General features: G+C 45.8%; 13 protein-coding genes and 1 tRNA gene. 8 read left to right on the top strand and 6 right to left on the bottom strand.

Annotated elements, in window-relative coordinates; all coding sequences use genetic code 11:
* The 4 genes from GVO62_RS08435 to smrA form a co-directional block, all read left to right on the top strand.
* On the top strand, positions 1-4427 hold a 4427-nt coding region (locus tag GVO62_RS08435), incomplete at its 5' end, for a beta strand repeat-containing protein (protein WP_201282650.1).
* Between the two features lie 207 nt (positions 4428-4634).
* Positions 4635-4709, top strand: a tRNA-Arg gene (locus tag GVO62_RS08430).
* Positions 4710-4841: 132 nt separating this feature from the next.
* The gene (locus tag GVO62_RS19595; protein ID WP_268891133.1) at positions 4842-4967 is read left to right on the top strand and encodes a hypothetical protein; all 126 of its coding nucleotides are present in this window, start codon (positions 4842-4844) and stop codon (positions 4965-4967) included.
* Positions 4968-5126: 159 nt separating this feature from the next.
* Positions 5127-5714 carry a DNA endonuclease SmrA gene (gene smrA, locus GVO62_RS08425; protein ID WP_159118565.1) on the top strand — a complete coding sequence of 196 codons (588 nt, stop codon included), beginning with the start codon at positions 5127-5129 and terminating at the stop codon, positions 5712-5714.
* A gap of 185 nt (positions 5715-5899) precedes the next feature.
* On the opposite strand, the gene GVO62_RS19345 is transcribed toward smrA, so the two are convergent.
* Positions 5900-6040, bottom strand: coding sequence for a hypothetical protein (locus GVO62_RS19345; protein WP_173359657.1), 141 nt, complete (start codon positions 6038-6040; stop codon positions 5900-5902).
* A 256-nt stretch (positions 6041-6296) separates the two neighbouring features.
* Positions 6297-10184, bottom strand: a complete 3888-nt coding sequence (purL, locus tag GVO62_RS08420) for a phosphoribosylformylglycinamidine synthase (RefSeq protein WP_159118564.1) — start codon at positions 10182-10184, stop codon at positions 6297-6299.
* A 176-nt stretch (positions 10185-10360) separates the two neighbouring features.
* On the opposite strand from purL, the gene mltF reads away from it, so the two are divergent.
* Positions 10361-11749, top strand: coding sequence for a membrane-bound lytic murein transglycosylase MltF (gene mltF, locus GVO62_RS08415; RefSeq protein ID WP_159118563.1), 1389 nt, complete (start codon positions 10361-10363; stop codon positions 11747-11749).
* 405 nt (positions 11750-12154) lie between these two features.
* Here the strand turns inward: mltF and tadA are convergent, their stop codons facing one another.
* A complete protein-coding gene (gene tadA, locus GVO62_RS08410) occupies positions 12155-12661 on the bottom strand; it encodes a tRNA adenosine(34) deaminase TadA (protein ID WP_201282651.1) in 507 nt (168 codons plus the stop codon).
* A gap of 563 nt (positions 12662-13224) precedes the next feature.
* Here tadA and GVO62_RS08405 point away from each other — a divergent pair.
* Positions 13225-13452, top strand: a complete 228-nt coding sequence (locus tag GVO62_RS08405) for a hypothetical protein (RefSeq protein WP_159118569.1) — start codon at positions 13225-13227, stop codon at positions 13450-13452.
* 48 nt (positions 13453-13500) lie between these two features.
* On the opposite strand, the gene GVO62_RS08400 is transcribed toward GVO62_RS08405, so the two are convergent.
* Complete coding sequence (locus tag GVO62_RS08400; RefSeq protein ID WP_159118562.1) at positions 13501-15468, bottom strand: cation:proton antiporter domain-containing protein; 1968 nt, start codon at positions 15466-15468, stop codon at positions 13501-13503.
* 355 nt (positions 15469-15823) lie between these two features.
* On the opposite strand from GVO62_RS08400, the gene GVO62_RS08395 reads away from it, so the two are divergent.
* Together GVO62_RS08395 and GVO62_RS08390 are read left to right on the top strand one after the other, a co-directional pair.
* Complete coding sequence (locus GVO62_RS08395; protein WP_159118561.1) at positions 15824-16723, top strand: GGDEF domain-containing protein; 900 nt, start codon at positions 15824-15826, stop codon at positions 16721-16723.
* Positions 16724-16930: a hypothetical protein gene (locus GVO62_RS08390; protein ID WP_159118560.1), complete on the top strand. Its 207-nt coding sequence runs from the start codon at positions 16724-16726 to the stop codon at positions 16928-16930.
* An 18-nt stretch (positions 16931-16948) separates the two neighbouring features.
* Here GVO62_RS08390 and tilS read toward each other — a convergent pair whose 3' ends face one another.
* Together tilS and accA are read right to left on the bottom strand one after the other, a co-directional pair.
* Positions 16949-18274, bottom strand: coding sequence for a tRNA lysidine(34) synthetase TilS (gene tilS, locus GVO62_RS08385; protein ID WP_236547109.1), 1326 nt, complete (start codon positions 18272-18274; stop codon positions 16949-16951).
* A gap of 125 nt (positions 18275-18399) precedes the next feature.
* Entirely contained in the window at positions 18400-19356 is a 957-nt protein-coding gene (accA, locus tag GVO62_RS08380; RefSeq protein WP_105932269.1) for an acetyl-CoA carboxylase carboxyl transferase subunit alpha, read from the bottom strand.
* Positions 19357-19384: the final 28 nt, after the last annotated feature.

Genomic DNA, 19384 nt, shown 5'->3' with positions numbered 1-19384 from the left:
TTATAGACGGCAAAAACTACACCGCCACTAATAACGGGGACGGCACATGGACGTTAGCCGATGATGTAGTTGCCACGTTAGCTGAAGGTAGTTACCCAACGTCAGTGACTGCAACAGACGCCGCAGGCAACACGGTAACCAGCACGGGCACGGTGGTAATTGATACCACTGCACCTACGGTGGCCATTAACGATCTAACCACCAACGACACCACGCCAGAACTTACCGGTACGGTAAACGACCCTAATGCGGTTGTGGTGGTGACGATTGACGGCAACGACTATACCGCCACTAATAACGGGGACGGCACATGGACGCTGGCTGACAATATTGTCGCCCTGCTTGCTGAAGGTAATTATACGGCAACGGTTACCGCCACAGATGCTGTAGGCAACCTTGCTACTGACACAGGTACAGTTGTTATCGATACCAGTATTGATGAAAACAATAACGGTCAGACGGTAACGTTCGATAGTATTTCAAACGACTCTGGCGTTGCTGGAGACTTTATTACTAGCGATAGCACGCTTACGCTAAACGGAACGGTAGACCTTGGTGACAATACTACCCTAACCGTTACCGTTGATGGCACTTCCTATACCTTTGGCACTGACCCTGAACTTACTATTGATGGCAGCGGCAACTGGAGCCTGGATTTAACTGGCACACCGCTACCAGCGGGCACCTATGCCGTAGTGGCAACCGTCACTGATGAAGCAGGAAATACTGCGAGTACCGCTAGCCAAAACGTAGTTGTACAAGCGCTTGATGCTATAAACGACGGTAACACCGTTGATATGGGCGAACCTGTGGTCACGGTCAACCCACCGGAAACCACCAGCGACGTGCAAGTGATTGGCTTAGCAGAGTCTACAGGCGGTGTCGATGCAAGCGCATCTTTTGCCGTTTCTCCTAACCATGTGGGTGAAGTGTTAGTAGAAGTTGATCAAATAGCACTGGTTGCTGTTGCCGATGCCTACATTGTTGAGGTGTATGACGAGAGCGGTCAACTTGTTTACCAAGGGGTTAGCGCAGATTCACAACTTGCCGATGTCGGTGGACTAGACATTTTTGATGTTACCGGCGACGAGACCATTTCGTTCACGTTAGCAGGCCTTGATGCTGGCAACTACAGTGTGGTGGTCCGCAATGATGAGAACTTACTTGAAGACTTGTTAGACAACGACAATAGTAACGATGTTGACCTTGATGAACTTGGTACAGCTGGTGTTGTACTTGGGCCCGACAATCAAGCAGTAGTTCTTGATACTATTGAAACCACGTTAAATACCGGCGTTTTAGGTATTCCACTTGGTACGGTTGGCACGCAAGTAAGGGGAGTATTAGAAACACTTCTGGATACGACTACAGTAATTGGCGCAGGTCAGCTTGTTAATTTACTTACCGCGCCTCTTGATGCAATTGGTTTAACTGGCTTCCTTGATGATATTTTAAGCGTCATTGCCGATGCATTGCTCAGCAATACGCTAACCCTATTGCAAGACACCGACATCACAACCACGTTAACAGAATACACCTATACAGGTGATTTAGTGGCGCAAGGTAACCTAATCGATGGTGATTTGAGTGGCGTGGGTGCCGATACCATTCTAGACGGTGCCCAAGTGACACTTGTTACTAACTCGTCTGGTGAAAGTGTTACGGTTCCTGCTACAGGTACGGTCACTATCCAAGGTAACTATGGCGTACTGGAAATTGCTGCAGATGGTACTTACACCTATACCGCTGATGGTGACCGCAGTGCTATTGGGCAAGATGAAGTGTTTAACTACACCCTATCAGATGGTGAAACTTCCGATATTGCGGCACTTACCATCACCATTTCTGGCAGCGACTTCCCACCAGTAGTCGCCCAAACCGATAACAATGATATGGAGCTAGGCGCACAAACCGCCATTGTGAACGCCCCAGTTACCGATAGTGACTTCCAAGTCATTGGCTTAGCCGAAGGTTCACCAGCGGCAGGGTCGCCAGAGGCTAGCACAACGCTTACCGTTGATGCTGGTTTCTTTGGCGAAGTGGTTGTAGAAGTTAGCCAAACAGCGTTAGTCGCCGTCGCTGATGCGTATCGTGTTGATATTATTGATGCAGATGGCAACGTGGTCGCCACGGCCATGACACCAGACAACCCTTTAATAGGTGATGTAGCAGGCGTAAACCTGATTGGGTTGACAGGTGACGATATACTTGTTGCTAAGTTTTCAGGGCTTCCAGCTGGTGAATATACCGTTGTAGTTCGCAACGATGATAGTGTACTCGAGTCTCTGCTTGATCAAGATGGTGACGGCTCGATTACCTTAACTGAACTAGGTGACGGTGGTGTTGTCCTTGGGGAAGAGAACCAAGACGTTGTATTGACTGCTGTAGAAGATGCACTGAATGGTACTAATGCGAGTGTTCTCAATGGTCTGGGTTTAGGTACGGTAGTACGAAATCTTATTCTAGAGCCGGCCTTGAGCACCGCAGACACTATAGGTGCCGGCGATTTAGTCAGCACAATCACCACAGGCCTGAATCTATTAGGGTTAGGCGCATTGGCAGATGCCGTATTAGACGCTGTTGCGGCGGCATTGCTAAGTAATACACTTACTTTACTACAATCTACCGATATAACTTCAACGCTCACTGAATACGCGTTTGAGGGCAGCACTACAACATCGGGAAATGTTATTGATGCTGCTAATACAGGTGATGTTGCAGATAGCATTGCTGAAGGCGGCGTAGTGACGCAAGTTACCCATACCAATGGGGAATCGGTAACCGTATTAGGTACTGGTTTGTCGGGCATTACTATTGAAGGTGACTATGGCGACCTCACCATTTTTGAAGACGGCAGCTACATCTATGTAGCCAACGGCGTGCGCGACGGCTTAGGCAATACTGATAGTTTTAGCTACACCATTTCAGACGGAACCAATACGTCTACTGCAAACTTGAACTTTAACCTGTCTGGACAAGGGGTATCCGCTGACTCGGCCCGTGCTGAATTAACCTATGACTTTGTATCTGAAGCTGGTCCAAGTGACATAGGTGCGCTTTCACATAGCTATTTGCTAGGACTTGGAGGAAGCTTTAGTGATACCAGCAGTACCTTTGCGGTAGCTACGAATACCACTCAAGATATCACCTTGAACGTCGATAATGGCAGCCTATTATCACTGGTTTCGAGCCTTACTTTAACAGTAGAAAGATTCGAAAACGGATCGTGGGAACCTTATAGAGTGTTCCCAAACGGCGAGCTCATTAGTTTGTTAGGCATTAACGGTGATACCGTGCTTACCGTCAACGGACTAACTGAAGGCTTATATCGTCTATCAATGAATGGCACCACGGGGCTTGGGGTAGCGGGGAGTATTAGTGTGGATCTATCCTCTACCGTCAACTACCTTGATCAGTTTGAAGTCAGTAGCGTACAAACCGCCACCGGTAATCTGTTCGAAAACGATATACTGTTTGGCCCAACATACGACGTGAGTGTATCTGCTGATGGAACTAACTTCCAAGACGCTTCGGGCGGCATTACGTTAGTGGGAGATTTCGGCACGCTGCAAATTGACGAAACTGGCGCTTACACTTATACCCCGGATAACACGCAAGCCGTATTTGGTGGGACCTTAACGGATACTTTTACTTACCGTATCGAATATCCAGACGGTACTATCGAAGAGGCAGAATTTAACGTGTTTGTAACGGCATCTGGTGAAGGTGTACCAGAAGTGGTAATGAGCAGTTCATCTGAGTCTGTAAGTGCATCAGATAGCAGCGGCACCGTGGTTACTGACGAGCCTACAGCACCTGACGAAATTGACCTAACAGGGCAAACCCTTCAAACAGTCGACCTTAACGCTGAAACTAGTCTGGTAACACCAGAAAACGAGCCTACTTCGCCGCTCATGAGTGCGGAACCAGTAGAGACCAAGCCTGATATCATTACGCTTCCTGAAGAGGAGGTCAGCACACTTGGCACCACTGTTGGCGATGGTTTTGGCGGTGGCGACACCATCGATTTATCAGGTATAACTTTAGACACGGTTGATATCGGCAACCCGATTTCAACTGCTCCAGAAGAAACGAGCCCGCTTTCTCCTGAGGCATCAACACCTGAAAGCACGTTGCCTGATGACACCATCACGCTTCCAGAAGAAGACGATATCGTCTCCGGGGGCCCGGTGACAGAGGTAACTGTTGACCTCGTCAATATTGATCTTCCCCCAGAAGAGTTGATTCTGCCATCAACAGAGCCTACTTCTGTGGATTCAAATAGTGAGGGCGTATCTCCTGATGCTAGTGACGGACTTGTAGGCGATACGTCTAAAGAAAGTGGCGGTGACGTGACAACCGCTTCTCCGACAGAGTCTGAAGTTTTGAAAACAGCGATAGATAAACTTCCACCAACTGACATCTAACCTTGTTGTGAAGTTAACCTAAAGCCCTCGTATTCGACGGGGGCTTTTTATTGGGTAGATTAGAATCACATGGTATTCATACCAATCCGCATAGATAAGCCGTTTTAGCCGCATAAGTACGTTGTTATAAAACACTACACCTTGTTGATTAATCAAAGGGTTTCGTATTTTCTGGAACTACGTATAATAAAGCTTCCTACGCATTAGGTCCCCATAGTTTAATGGATAAAACAAGGCCCTCCTAAGGCTTAGATGTTGGTTCGATTCCAGCTGGGGACGCCATTTTGACTGGCTTAAACCCAAAATTAAGTAAACCTTGCTATACATTTCGCTCCCCTATCATCATGTTTATTTCTTCTACTTTGGTTGTAATTTAATCGAATTGAGCAATACTCTTCTAAACAGGAGAGCACAATGACTTTCGATTCGTCCCCCCAAAAAGAAACAGGCGATGATGTTGAAACACCGAGTGATTCAACATTTACCGAAGAGGAATGGTTTGCCATAGAGGCACTATCTGAGCCCGGTGCCATCTACTAACCGATGAAATTTCGAAATTAATCCCCACTTTTATAGCCGTTGCCGATTTTAAGCGTCGTCTATCTGCGCATTTAGCTTTCCAATAAGTACACTTCGCATAGACCATCAGGCAAAAAATAACGTATAAATAATGATGTAGTAGTTAATACGGGGAATAGTATGAGCCAATTTGAAAACGATGATATCGATTCGTTTTTTGCAGAAATGCAAGATGTAAAACCTATTGCATCAGATGATAAGGCTTTATTACACGATCCTGAAAAGGCGCTCGCAGAAAAGCAGAAACGTGCCGCCAGGCAGATGAGCATCCGCGAAAAACTCGTTAACCCTCTAAGCATGGAAGGTGTAAAGCCGGTACCGCCTGATGATTTTATACATTTCCAGCAGCCTGGCATTCAAGACGGCGTATTTAAAAAACTTCGTCTTGGGAAATACCCTTTAGAGACCAACATTTCGCTATCAGGAAAGACGCTAGAGCAAAGCCGCGACCTGATTTATAGCACTATTAAATCAAGTCACGAGCGAGGGGTTCGTGCCCTACTCATTAAGCATGGAACAGGTGAAAACAGTAAACCCTTTCCGGCATTAAAGAAGAGCTATGTTAATCATTGGCTAAAAGAACTTGATGAGGTGATTGCGTATCATACGGCGCAACCCATGCACGGCGGGTTTGGTGCCACTTATGTGTTACTGAAAAAACATCCTCAGCAAAAGCTAATTAATAGAGAGAAAAATAAGAAAGGATAAAAGCGTAAGCTTTCTAAATTGAGGGCTGCAGGGCTTATGAAATAACGCTCTGTAGCGCCTTCAAAAGTGCTTATTGGCTTAGCGCCTTTTCTTAACCGATGTTATTTAGTCGCCTCTTCTCGCATGCCAATGATTAACGCCCGTATCAAGCAACTTGATACGGGCGTTAGAATTTTTCTTTCAGACTACTTAACTGAAAACAGCACACTTAGCGTTGTTGGAGCTTCGGCAGACTTCGCAGATGTGCTAAAAACAGCAGTTACGAACATCAGCACTACAGCTACAGCCACTCCGGTTAAGCCAAACCCTTTTGAGGAACGATTCATTGGTCGTCTCTTATTATTTAAACCAGCTCGCAAATGCAGAATACCGGTACAACCCTAACTCAACTCCTGTAACCTAATTGCATTCCCTGCGTGCACTACAATAGATCAGTGACAACTTGATGACAAGAGCAAAAACCAGATTTTTGACACTTTGACAAAGGTTTGACGCCTATTTAAGGTATGCGCGTTTATTAAACAGTATTTTTATAGAAAATAAACAGGGGTTTCCCCCTGTTTATTAAAATCACACTGTTAACTAGCCAACAAATTTACGGGCGTTTCTAAAGATTCGCATCCACGCACCGTCCTCTTGCCATTCATCTGGACGCCAAGAGTTTGCAACGGCTCTAAATACACGTTCAGGGTGCGGCATCATTATAGTGCTGCGCCCATCTACAGAAGTTAAACCAGTAATACCTTGTGGTGAACCATTCGGATTAGCTGGATATTGCATGGTTGGCTTGCCGTAGTTGTCTACGTAACGCATCGCCACCTGCGCGCCCACCAGTGATAACGCGTTGTCGTTAGCGAACTCAGCCTGACCTTCACCGTGCGACACAGCAATAGGCATACGCGAACCTGCCATGCCATCAAGCAGCACAGACTTAGATTCCATCACTTCAACCATTGCAACGCGGGCTTCAAATCGCGCCGACTGGTTAGTGACAAAGTGCGGCCAATGCTCAGTGCCAGGGATCAATGATTTAAGGTTCGAGAGCATCTGACAGCCATTACACACACCTAAACTGAAAGTATCGTTACGGTTGAAGAAGCCTTCAAACTGATCCCGAGCAATGCTATTAAACAGTATAGACTTAGCCCAGCCTTCACCTGCTCCCAGAACATCACCGTAAGAGAAACCACCACAAGCAGCAAGACCCGCAAACTGTTCAAGGGTAATGCGACCTGCCAACACGTCACTCATGTGTACATCGATAGCGTCGAAGCCTGCACGGGTAAATGCAGCCGCCATTTCAAGATGCGAGTTAACGCCCTGCTCTCTTAAAATAGCCACTTTGGGCTTAACGCCTTTGGCGATATAGGGCGCGGCAACGTCTTCGTTAACATCGTAAGATAGCGCTGCATGCAAACCAGGATCGGCAGCATCTTGCTTCGCCGCATGTTCTTGTTCAGCACACTCTGGGTTATCACGAAGCTTTTGCATTTCAAACGTAGTTTGCGCCCACGTTGTACGCATTGATACGCGGCTATCTGCAAGTACAGCGACGCCATCGCGACTAAACTCAATCATATCTGTGCTATTAAGCGTACCGATATCGTGAGTAAATTCAGTTAAACCGAATTCCGTCAATACTGCGTTAACTGCTTCCTGGTCGCTTTTAAGCACTTGAATAACGCCACCCAGTTCTTCATTGAACATTACAGCAATGTCGTTACCTTTAAGGCTATCAAGGTTAACGCTTACGCCTGTTTTACCCGCAAAGGCCATTTCAGCAACAGTGGTAAACAGGCCACCATCTGAACGGTCGTGGTACGCACATACCAAGCCTTTTTCGATAAGCGCCTGCATTGCGTCAAAGAAGGCTTTAAGGCGGCTAGCGGACACCACATCGGCTGGGCTATCACCAAGCTGGGTATAAACTTGTGCCAAACAGCTAGCGCCCAAGCGATTTTTACCTTCACCCAAATCTAGTAGCAACAAGCGGCTTGCGCCTTTGTCTGTTCTAAGCTGAGGCGTCACCGTTTTGCGAATATCTTTTACGGCGCCAAACGCTGAAATAACCAGTGACAGCGGAGAAGTCACCGCTTTGTCTTCTCCGTTTTCATTCCATGCCGTTTTCATCGACATTGAGTCTTTACCCACTGGAATGGTTAGGCCTAACTCTGGGCAAAGTTCCTCACCCACTGCTTTTACAGCTTCATAAAGACCTGCATCTTCCCCAGGGTGTCCAGCTGCTGCCATCCAGTTTGCGGACAGTTTAATGCGCTTAATATCGCCGATGTTTGCTGCGGCAATGTTGGTTAACGCTTCACCCACAGCAAGACGTGCTGACGCGCCGTGTGACAAAAGTGCAACAGGCGTACGCTCGCCCATCGACATCGCTTCACCGTGGTAGGTGTCAAATGCCGCAGCGGTTACTGCTACATCCGCCACTGGCACTTGCCATGGGCCCACCATTTGGTCGCGACTTACAAGGCCGGTAACCGAGCGATCGCCAATGGTAATAAGAAAAGTTTTTTCAGCGACAGTTGGCAAAGATAAAATGCGGTTTGCAGCTTCACTTAAGGTAATGCCTGTGTCGTCTAATGCTGGCGAACTTACTTCGGACGAACTTACGTCGCGATGCATTTTAGGCGGCTTGCCTAAAAGTACATCTAGCGGCATATCAATAGGTTTGTTCTCAAACTGACTGTCGTTCAGGTTCAGGTGCTGTTCGGCAGTGGCTTCACCAACCACAGCAAATGGCGCACGTTCGCGGGCGCAAATTGCTTCGAATACCGGCATATTTTCAGGCGCGACAGATAAAACATAGCGCTCTTGGGATTCGTTACACCATAGCTCTAAAGGTGTCATACCAGGCTCATCAGACAATACTTTTCTAAGCTCAAAGTTACCGCCACGGCCACCATCATTAACCAGTTCAGGCAGTGCGTTTGAAAGGCCACCCGCACCCACATCGTGGATGAACTGGATAGGGTTGTTGTCCCCTAGCTGCCAGCATGCATCAATTACTTCCTGACAGCGACGCTCCATTTCTGGGTTGTCTCGCTGTACAGAGGCAAAGTCTAAATCTTCGTTCGACTGGCCAGACGCCATTGACGACGCTGCCCCGCCGCCAAGACCAATATTCATCGCAGGGCCGCCAAGCACAATTAGCTTAGCGCCAACGGTGATTTCACCTTTTTCAATATGTTCACGACGAATGTTACCTAAGCCACCAGCCAGCATAATAGGCTTATGGTAGCCACGAACTTCGACGCCGTTAAAACTATTAACTTCTTGCTCGAACGTACGGAAATAACCTAATAGCGCAGGACGACCAAATTCATTGTTAAACGCAGCGCCACCTAGTGGGCCTTCAAGCATAATATCAAGGGCACTAACAATGCGCTGTGGCTTGCCGTATTCTAATTCCCAGGGCTGCTCAGCGCCCGGTATACGTAAATTAGATACGGTGAAACCAACCAAACCTGCTTTAGGTTTTGAACCACGACCTGTGGCACCTTCATCACGAATTTCACCACCAGAGCCTGTTGCAGCACCTGGGAAAGGTGAAATTGCCGTTGGGTGGTTGTGGGTTTCTACCTTCATCAAAATGTCGATATTTTCATGATGGTATTCGTACTGATGTGTTTGAGGATTAGGGAAGAAGCGCCCCGCTTCCCATCCTTCCATAACCGCTGCGTTATCTTTGTAGGCTGAATACACGTGATCAGGCAATAACTCGTAGGTGTTCTTGATCATTTTGAACAGCGACTTCTCTTGATCTTCGCCGTCAATGGTCCAGCTAGCGTTAAAAATCTTGTGACGACAATGTTCTGAGTTTGCTTGCGCAAACATATAAAGTTCAACGTCAGTCGGGTTTCTGCCTAGCTTTGTAAAGCTTTCAAATAGGTAGTCAATCTCATCATCTGCAAGTGCCAGGCCTAACGATACGTTCGCATTAACCAGCGCTTCTTTGCCTTCGCCTAAAACATCAACACTGGTGAAGGTATTGGCTTCAGTGTGAGCAAAAAGCACCGCTGCATCGTCGGTATTAGTAAATACTGACTCAGTCATTCTGTCGTGTAGGAAGCTAGCAACAAGTGCAAAATCATCTTCGCTAAGTGCCGTCTCTGACTCAATATAAAATGCACAGCCGCGTTCTATTCGGTTGATATTTTTTAGACTACAGTTATGAGCGATGTCGGTGGCTTTAGAAGACCAGGGAGAGATGGTGCCAGGGCGAGGAGTGATAAGGAATAGAGTTCCAGAAGGTGTTTGTGCTTGCCTCGCGGGGCCGTAAGTGAGCAGCTTTTCGAGTATTTCTATTTGCTGCTTAGACAAGTCACCTTTGGAATCGACTAGGTGAACATATTCGCTATAAAGGTTTTTTACCCTAACGCCGGATTGACCCAGCTTTGCAATCAGTTTAGTTTGGTTAAACTCTGATAGTGCAGGAGCGCCTCGAAGGACCAACATATTGATTTACCTGGTTTGTTAGAAACAACGACCACCAATGCGACGCGTTGCCTCTTGGATTGATGAGTATTTCGGCGCGGATTATAAAGTAATAATGAGCAGTAAGTAACCTCATAACGCGCTTACGTGAACTTTTTTTTAAACTTAGACGGTTTAATGACAACAAGTAAAGGTCTATGCAGTCATCTGACTATAAAAAGCGATTAAAACTACAGTTAATAATTATTTTATCTATAGCGGTAATGAGTTGTGGCGTCCCATCAGTGCCTACTTCGCTTTCATCATTATTAGAGAGAGAATCGATTCGCGTGGGCACGGTTTACGGAGCAGGCACGTTTTATAATGGCGCAGAAGGCCCTCAAGGGTTTGAGTACGAATTACTGGCAGGTTTCGCTGATTACTTGGGTGTCACCTTAGATTTGTATCCGTTTTATAGTTACGAAGTCATGCTTGAGCAACTTGAAGAAGGCAACCTAGATATCGTAGCAACGGGTGATGCGGTCACTGATTCATTGAAAAAACGCTTCGCTTACGGACCCGCCTACCAGCACGTCGAACAAGAGCTTATTTTTCAGGCGGGAACAAACAGGCCTAGAGATCTCGCTGATTTGGACGCACCGATTGTTGCAGTATCAGGGAGTAGCCAAGCCTATCTTTTAACAGATATTTTCGACGAACTGAATGAGAGCGGTAAGGTCATAAAAACCAATTTGATGACCACTGAAGATTCAGACTCAGAAGAACTGCTACAACAAGTTGCTAATGGTGACATCGCGTATACAGTGGCCGACAGCAATCGGTTAGCACTTCAGCGCAGACGCTACCCCAATTTAGCAGTAGCGAAAACACTTGATGAGAAGATGCCAATGGCATGGGCTCTACCAATGAATCAAGATGACTCGGTTAAAGCTGCATTAATTGAATATTTTGGCACCGTGCATCAGTCTGGTTGGTTTACGGTGTTGGAAGATAAATATTTCGGCCATATTCGACAGTTTGATTATGTGGACAGTCGAGCATTTAACTACGCTGCAGAAACCTCACTGGCAGAGTACAAACCGTTATTTCAAAAGTATGCTGGCGAGCTCGACTGGCGACTTTTAGCGGCTATGAGCTATCAGGAAAGTCACTGGGACAGCGAAGCTATCTCTCGGACGGGCGTACGTGGGTTAATGATGCTTACGTTAGACACGGCAAGCGACTGGAACGTGGACGATAGAACCGATCCTGAACAAAGTATTCGCGGTGGGTCACGTTATTTCGCCAGCTTACTAAATAGGATCCCAGCGCGTATAAGCGATCCCGATAGAACCTGGATGGCTATGGCATCGTACAACATCGGCATGGGACACTTAGAAGATGCGCGAGTACTTACTGAAAGACAAGGTGGAAATCCTGATCTATGGGTAGACGTAAAACGCCGTTTGCCGCAGCTTAGACAAAAGAAATACTATCGAACTACCCGCTATGGTTACGCAAGAGGCGACGAGGCGTTGCAGTATGTTGAAAATATTCGTCGCTATTACGACAGCTTAGTCTGGCTAGACGAACAAGGAAAAATTTAACGCCATTCATTATCGCCTCTCTTGAAAACTGTCATTTCGATGTCATCTTTATTCACTACCCTAAGAAAGAGTTAGTCAACGCTAACTCACTTTCTCAAAAGACAATATTCGATAAACATATTCAATGCGAGAAGGACGGTTAGTCTTTCTACAGCGAGAGATGAGAGAAAGGAGAATAAATGAAAAGAAATCGTTTTATGAAAAAAGGAATAAAATTGAAAAACAATAATAGACGTAGGCTTATGCTTAAACGTTGTCATCAAAAAGTACTTCAGCGTCGCAAGCTCTTTGTGACCAGTGACATGTTTACTCAACTAACTCGCACACCGAGCTAGTACTATGGGCGGCTCAACCCGCTGCCCTCAGATCTCTTACATTTACACTTCTATAAACTTCTATGTTGAACTAATCAGACTCACCATTCTCTTTAAGTTTTTGGGCTTTTTTAGCCGCTTTTATTTCCTTTCTGCGCTTGCGGAAAAAGTCTGACAATTTCTGTGCACACTCGTCAGCTAGTACCCCCGACACTATCTCAATCTGATGATTTAGGGCTGAATGTTGAAGTAAATTCATGACAGAACCCGCTGCACCGGTTTTGGCATCTTTGGCGCCAAACACCACCCGCTTAACACGCGCATGTACCAACATGCCTGCGCACATTGAGCAGGGTTCCAGTGTGACATACAGGGTTGCATCAACAAGGCGATAATTTTGTACTTGAGAGGCAGCTGCTTTCACGGCACGAAGCTCAGCATGAGCAGAAGGGTCGTTATCTGTTATAGGCGTATTGTACCCTTCGCCAATTAGCTCGCCATTTAATACCACACAGGCTCCTACAGGCACTTCTCCTATTAATTCCGCTTTATCGGCAAGCGTTAAGGCATGTTTCATCCAATGCTTATGTTGCTCAATCTCTTCACTTGTGAACGTTTCGCAAGCATCTTGAAAGGGTCGTTTGATTTGAATCGCGTTATCGTGCAGGGATAAACTACCATCATGCTTCGACGGTTCACTCTCAATTGCTAAATCCCTTTCTTCACTCTGTCTTTTTAATTCGCCAGATGAATCTTGCTGATGCTCTTCTGTGTGCTTCTGTTCTTTCATGAGGCTTGCTGACAGAGAGTTACTATTTTGGTCATTCATTCGTCAAATTTGCTATTTAAGTTGGTGAAATCTGTTAATCTTTATTTCATACCTGCCGAGTAAAAAACCTAACACATTAAAAAATAATGACTTTTGTCACTTGGCAATGTACTTGCAAACTCTCATTATAACACTGCTGAAGTGAAGGAATTAACTGGTTACATTTTTTACCAAAAATGTTGAAAAATAACCGTTATATTGCCGAAAGCCTAGCAGGATTTTCTCAATAAGTAGTTAGATCGAATTGACTAGATATACAGGTGAATTAGACAACTGAACATATTTTCACCTACACTGTTTTAAAGCCATTTGTGAGGGATACCACCGTGAATATGACCGCGATTGCAATAGTAGCTATTTGTGCTTGGGCACTTGTCAGTATTGTCGATAGTGCAAAAGACAAAAGTAGAAAAAAGCTTAACACTAAAGAAGTGGAAGCTTACAAAAAAGAAATTGCTGATTTGAAAGAGCGCGTATCAGTGTTGGAGAAAATTGTGACCGACGAACGCTACGACTTAAAAAAGCAGTTTGCGGACTTAGAAAAAGACCGCGTCGCATAGGTCACCTCAAACTTGTCTCCCCGCCAGCGCGCTAACTTAAACCGCGCGCTAGCTCCCTTCTAACAGTTTGCGCTCTGCCCGCTCCACCCGTCGAGGTTTACCCGCAATCACAAGGACGTCGTGAGCTTGTAAGATAGCGTCCTTATCGGGGTCTTTTACTTCGTTGCCGTCTCGTCTCAACCCTTTGATTGCCACCCGCATTCTAGAGAAATCTATATCTTTGATTGCTTTTCCGATACACGATGCATGTTCAGACAGCACAACCGCGTGAATAAATTCTAGTTTATCTTCTGTGCCATAGGTGATTTCAGTGGTTTCTCCTGGATAAAAGCCGTGCATGTGATCGTAACGGCCTTTCCTTTCCGCTCGAACGCGCTTTAAAATACGTGACATGGGAACACCGGCATAATGCAGTACTTGAGAAACTAACATCAAACTTCCTTCCTGAAGTTCCGGAACCACTTGATTAGCGCCAGCGGTATACAAACTATCAAGTTGGTAATCTCGCTTCGTTCTTACCATAACATCGGTCGTCTCGGTAATGCTTCTTGTTTGGGTGATAACTTGCTTCGCTTTATCGACTTGATCAAAGGTAACCAATACGAGTTTGGCGCTTTCTATATTGGCATTAAGCAAAATATCTTTTTGACTAGCGTCACCGAAAATAACGGGCTCCCCAGCGTTTCGACTCTCGTGTACCCTCACAGGATCCATATCAATGGCGACAAAGTGAATACCTTCCATTTTCAGCATTCTCGCCACCGACTGCCCTACTCGACCAAACCCACATATCACCACATGGTTAGTGAGTTGAGCGCCCGCACTGTGACTTATATTATCGTCAAAAGATAAATCGTTATTAACGATGCGTTTAGCAATGGTGACACTATTGTTCATTAGCCAAGGTGTTAGTGCCATACTGATTACGCCCATACTCACGATGAGAGACGATTGTTCTGATGTGAGTACACCATGTGTAGTGGCGAGTGCTGCAATAACAAAACTAAACTCTCCGATCTGACATAGCTTAACGCCTGCTGACCATCCATCTATGGCGTCTGTTTTAACCAATAAAGAAGCGACTCTTACGAGTACCACTTTGGTTATCATAAGTGCAAATACACCGAAAACAATTTCAAACAAACTGTCCCATAGTACGGTTAGCTCTAACTGCATTCCCACTGTCACAAAGAACAGCCCCATCAATATGTCTCTAAAAGGGCGTATATCAGCTTCGAGCTGGTATTTGTACTGGCTCTCTCCGAGCATCATGCCCGCCAAAAATGCGCCCAATGCCATAGATAGCCCGAAATAATAGGTTAACCCTCCTGCCAACAATGCTATGAGAATAGTGGTCAGAACAAACAGCTCGTCTGTTCTGGTTCTCGCTATTTCTCTAAATACCCAAGGAAGTAACCACTTACCTACAGACATTAAAAATGCAATGACGAAAACGCCTTTGAGTAGCGCTTCACCGAGGGCAAGCGCAATGCTTACTTCACCGGTCTGAGCTAGGAGAGGAATGGCAATTAAAAATGGAACAACCGCTAAATCTTGAAAAAGTAAGATACTGACAGCGAGCTGCGTGCGACGGTTATTGAGGATCCCCATTTCTGTGGCTTGTTTAATGACAATCGCCGTAGAGCTAAGAGCGAGAGTACCACCTATGATTATTGAAGCGCTCATTGAAATACCGAAAAATAAGGGGATGCAGGTAAAGACAGCGGTAGTGAACACCATTTGCCCTAAACCTACTCCAAATACTAAAGAGCGCATGGCGAGTAATTTAGGTAGGGAGAATTCTAGCCCCAAGGAAAAAAGCAGAAAAACGATGCCGATTTCGGCCAAAAGGTGCATTTCCTCTGGGTGTGCGAAAACCGAAAGGATCTGCGGTCCAGCCAAAATGCCAGCAAAAAGGTAGGCAAGAATAGGAGGGAGGTGAACACGTTTAAATAAAGCGACAGCGCATACAGATATAAACATCAGTATCACAACATTTAAAAAGCTTGTTCCCACATTACCTCCGAAAATTTAATGAATATGCTATGCAATATCGCTACAGATTTTTGCGGCTTTAGTATCGAGTAACTATCGTATACCCAATGATAAATCTAACCCTATGTGTGTATTGTTGTAGGCCGTCAAAAAAGCCACGTAAGATTAATATCCTCACATTTATAATAAAAATCAAACTGCTTGCCTTTATTGGCACTTGTTTTGCAAAAACCTTTAGTACAAATGCAGATTCGGCAAGTTTTGCCATTGTGACCGCCATAAAACCTTTCAAAAATTGAAAGCTAGGCCACAGGAACGTCAGGGCTTTGACGTTTGTTTCTTTGCATATCAACGCATTTTGTATAGGGGCACTACTGTGGATTTTTCAACCTCGGTCTACGATAGCACACAACACAATAGCTTTTATCCTGCTGAGAGCACTGCAAGTTCACTTACATTTAGTGAACTATCAGGCTTTGTCACACAGATACTTTCCACTCTTGAACTTCAAGAGTTAGGTGGCGTGTATTTCCAGCAGCTTAATATGCTGCTGCCAGTCATCGGGTTTAGCCTATCTGATTTTGACTCCCGCTGGATTTATGGCAATGCGAAGATATCGTCAACGCTGATTGATTTGCCTTTGCAAGGTGCCAACACTATCAATGGCGAACAAGCCCACGCGTATTATTACATTAGTTCACCATTGTCGTTATCGCAACGGGAAGCGCTTTTCCAACTCCATGATTTATTTGGAAAACAGGTTAAACACGCGCTAACTCTTGCGCAAGTTCAGCAGATGGCGACAAAAGATGCGTTAACAGGTTTAGGCAACCGAGCAGGATTTGAGCAATCTATGACAAGACAGCTGGGCTGGGCCCAAAGGCACGATGAACCCTTTGCTCTTTTAGTTATAGATTTAGACAATTTCAAGTACGTTAACGACAACTTCGGGCACGGCGAAGGTGACAAAGTTCTGGCGCATGTGGCATCACACCTATCGAGAATGCTGCGCGACGAAGATGAAGCATTCCGCTATGGCGGCGACGAATTCTGTTGCTTGTTAGATTGCCAAACACAGCTTCAGCTTGCCTGTGCTGCACAGCGTATACAATCGAGCATAAACAGCTCTAGTTATTTGGCAGGCTTAGAAGTATCGACAAGTTTAGGCGGTGCTATCTACCGAGACGGTGATACAGTCAGCAGCATTTTCGACCGCGCAGACAACGCGTTGTATCGCGTCAAAAATTCAGGAAAAAATAGCTATCAAGCGGCATAGATGTTTGAGTCAATACCAATCCGCATAGAGAGGCAAAATACTGCCGCCTTCGCCTCTTTCTCTTTCCCAGTATACCAGTCTGAGGCCCCCAAGCTTCTGTGCTTTAGCTTGATTATTGCCGCAGCTTGGTATGCAATAAATGCTGACTTAAACGCTCCTATCAAAGCACCATTAGCGAAAACAGCTTTTTTAGTTGGTGTCGTTTAACGTGTTAACTAAAATGTCTTAGTCTGATTTGAAAGACACATGGATACGCTGATCTCTGGGTTGTAAATAAACACATTCCCCATTAACAATTACCGCAATAGGTTGCCTATTTAGGTAAATAACCGGCGCGCCATTTCGCTCCCATCGCGGAATACGCCACACCTTGAACCATTCCTTCAATGGTTTAGATACACTAGCGTGCTCAGGCTTAATGCGAAGGTTACGAGCATTGGTTTGAAACGTAACCATGTCGTCCTCTTTTGGCTGAGTTAAAAGAACGGTTACCGACCCGTTAAGCCAAGGAAGATGATTGTCAGTATTGAGATTTAATGTGCCATCTGCGTCAGGTTCATGTGTTGTATTTGCGACCCAATAGAGGTCTTTGTCAAACCGAATCACCTTTCCCCACTTGAAGTTAACTTCAGGCGTCGCATCATGCTTCGCGTTTAACATCGATAGTACTTGGTCAGCTTGTGCTTTAGACGGTGACAGTTGGCGTTGTGCATTAAACCAGGCACGTATAACCATGGCTTGCCAAGGTGGTGACAAAGAAGCGAGTTTTTGACCGTCTAGCCTTAACTCTGTGCGCTTACAATCCTCATAAAATGACTGGGCCGAGTCAACCACAAGCGCGCTCTGCTCTGCACACAGCGTTGCACTGCGCCCCACTGTCTTAGTCAACTGAGGCCAGCGATTTAATAAATGTGGAATAATCTCGTTTCTTAAAAAGTTTCTGTCAAAACTATTTTGCTGGTTAGATTCATCCTCAACCCACTGCAGCATTTCATCCTCTGCATAGGTGACTATATCAGTCTTCTCTAATGCCAACATGGGACGCATGATGAGCGTTTTGCCTCGGTATTGCATTTCCCCCATCCCTGCTAATCCTTGTGGCCCAGCGCCTCGTTTCAACTGCAGCAAAACGGTTTCAAGCTGATCTTCTGCGTGCTGACCTAGCAGCAATACGCCGCCTATTTGCTCACAAACTTCAAGTAGTGCGTTGTACCTTACTTTCCGCGCCTCGGCTTCTAGACTCTTGCGCGCACCGGTATTCACCTCTACGCGATACAAGTGAAACTGTACATCTTCGAGACGACATTGCAATTCACAATGACGTGCCCAGTTGTCGGCGTTCTCACTCAAACCATGATGTACATGTACCGCATGGACAGGCGCATTAAATTGTTCGCGATACGCGATTACGGCTTGTAACAGAACAGAAGAATCAACACCGCCGCTATAAGCGACAACGAGAGGGGTCTGCAAAGACATGTCAGCTTCGCTTAGAAGGTGCTCTATACGATTAACGACATGTTCGCTTACTGAGAAAATTTGGCGGGACACTTACCGGTATGCCTCTTAATCTTATGGTCTAAAAAAAGCCAAGGGGTTGGTTACCTTTGGTAAACAACCCCTTGATATCATTAACTAAACAGCCCTGCGCTACTAAACGCAGAGGCGAAAAAAGCCTAGCAGTAACCGAAGGACATTAAACGGGCGTAACGCTCTTCCATTAATTTGGTTTTATCTAGCTCTTTTAGCTGACTAAGCTGCTGTTTAATAACAGCTTTAAGGTTAGCCGCCATACTATTGTGATCGCGGTGCGCGCCACCTAACGGCTCTTCAACAATACTGTTAATTAACCCAAGCTCTTTAATTTGTGGCGCACTTACGCCCATTGCTTCAGCAGCCAAAGGGGCTTTTTCTGCACTTTTCCACAAAATAGAGGCACAGCCTTCCGGCGAAATAACCGAGTAGGTCGAGTATTGAAGCATATTAACGCGATCGCCTACACCAATTGCTAGTGCACCACCTGAGCCACCTTCGCCAATCACGGTACATACGATTGGAACAGTAAGCTCTGCCATTTCAAACAGGTTTTTCGCAATGGCTTCACTTTGACCACGCTCTTCAGCACCGACACCCGGGTATGCCCCTGGCGTGTCGATGAAGGTAATGATAGGCATGTTAAAGCGCTCAGCCATTTTCATGAGACGCAATGCCTTGCGGTAACCTTCAGGTTTAGGCATACCGAAGTTACGCTTAATTTTTTCGTTAGTGTCGCGCCCTTTTTGGTGACCAATAATCATCACCGGTTGGTCGTCTAACATTGCTGGGCCGCCCACAATAGCTTTGTCATCTGCAAACGCACGGTCACCAGCAAGCTCGTCGAATTCGGTAAAAATACGCGGAATATAATCAAGGGTGTACGGACGCATCGGGTGACGTGCTAGTTGTGAAACCTGCCATGCGCCAAGATCAGAGAAGATTTTCTTAGTTAGCTCCGCGCTTTTTCCACGAAGCTTGTTAATCTCTTCTTCAATCCCAACGTCAAACTCGCCACCTTGATTTACCAACCTAAGCTCTTCAATTTTTGCTTCTAGTTCGGCTATTGGCTGTTCAAAGTCCAAAAACTGTATACTCATTTCATGTCCTATTCGTACTACGCTCGTT

The sequence above is a fragment of the Alteromonas sp. KUL150 genome, assembly GCF_009811475.1.
In the GTDB taxonomy this organism is placed as follows: Bacteria; Pseudomonadota; Gammaproteobacteria; order Enterobacterales; family Alteromonadaceae; genus Alteromonas; species Alteromonas gracilis.
This window is presented reverse-complemented; position numbering and strand designations above follow the sequence as displayed.

What these genes read in the sequence shown, in the direction of transcription:
- GVO62_RS19595 (WP_268891133.1), top strand. Translation starts at nt 4,842, where the DNA reads ATGACTTTCGATTCGTCCCCCCAAAAAGAAACAGGCGATGATGTTGAA.
- smrA (WP_159118565.1), top strand. Translation starts at nt 5,127, where the DNA reads ATGAGCCAATTTGAAAACGATGATATCGATTCGTTTTTTGCAGAAATG.
- GVO62_RS19345 (WP_173359657.1), bottom strand. Translation starts at nt 6,040, where the DNA reads ATGAATCGTTCCTCAAAAGGGTTTGGCTTAACCGGAGTGGCTGTAGCT.
- purL (WP_159118564.1), bottom strand. Translation starts at nt 10,184, where the DNA reads ATGTTGGTCCTTCGAGGCGCTCCTGCACTATCAGAGTTTAACCAAACT.
- mltF (WP_159118563.1), top strand. Translation starts at nt 10,361, where the DNA reads ATGCAGTCATCTGACTATAAAAAGCGATTAAAACTACAGTTAATAATT.
- GVO62_RS08405 (WP_159118569.1), top strand. Translation starts at nt 13,225, where the DNA reads ATGACCGCGATTGCAATAGTAGCTATTTGTGCTTGGGCACTTGTCAGT.
- GVO62_RS08390 (WP_159118560.1), top strand. Translation starts at nt 16,724, where the DNA reads ATGTTTGAGTCAATACCAATCCGCATAGAGAGGCAAAATACTGCCGCC.
- accA (WP_105932269.1), bottom strand. Translation starts at nt 19,356, where the DNA reads ATGAGTATACAGTTTTTGGACTTTGAACAGCCAATAGCCGAACTAGAA.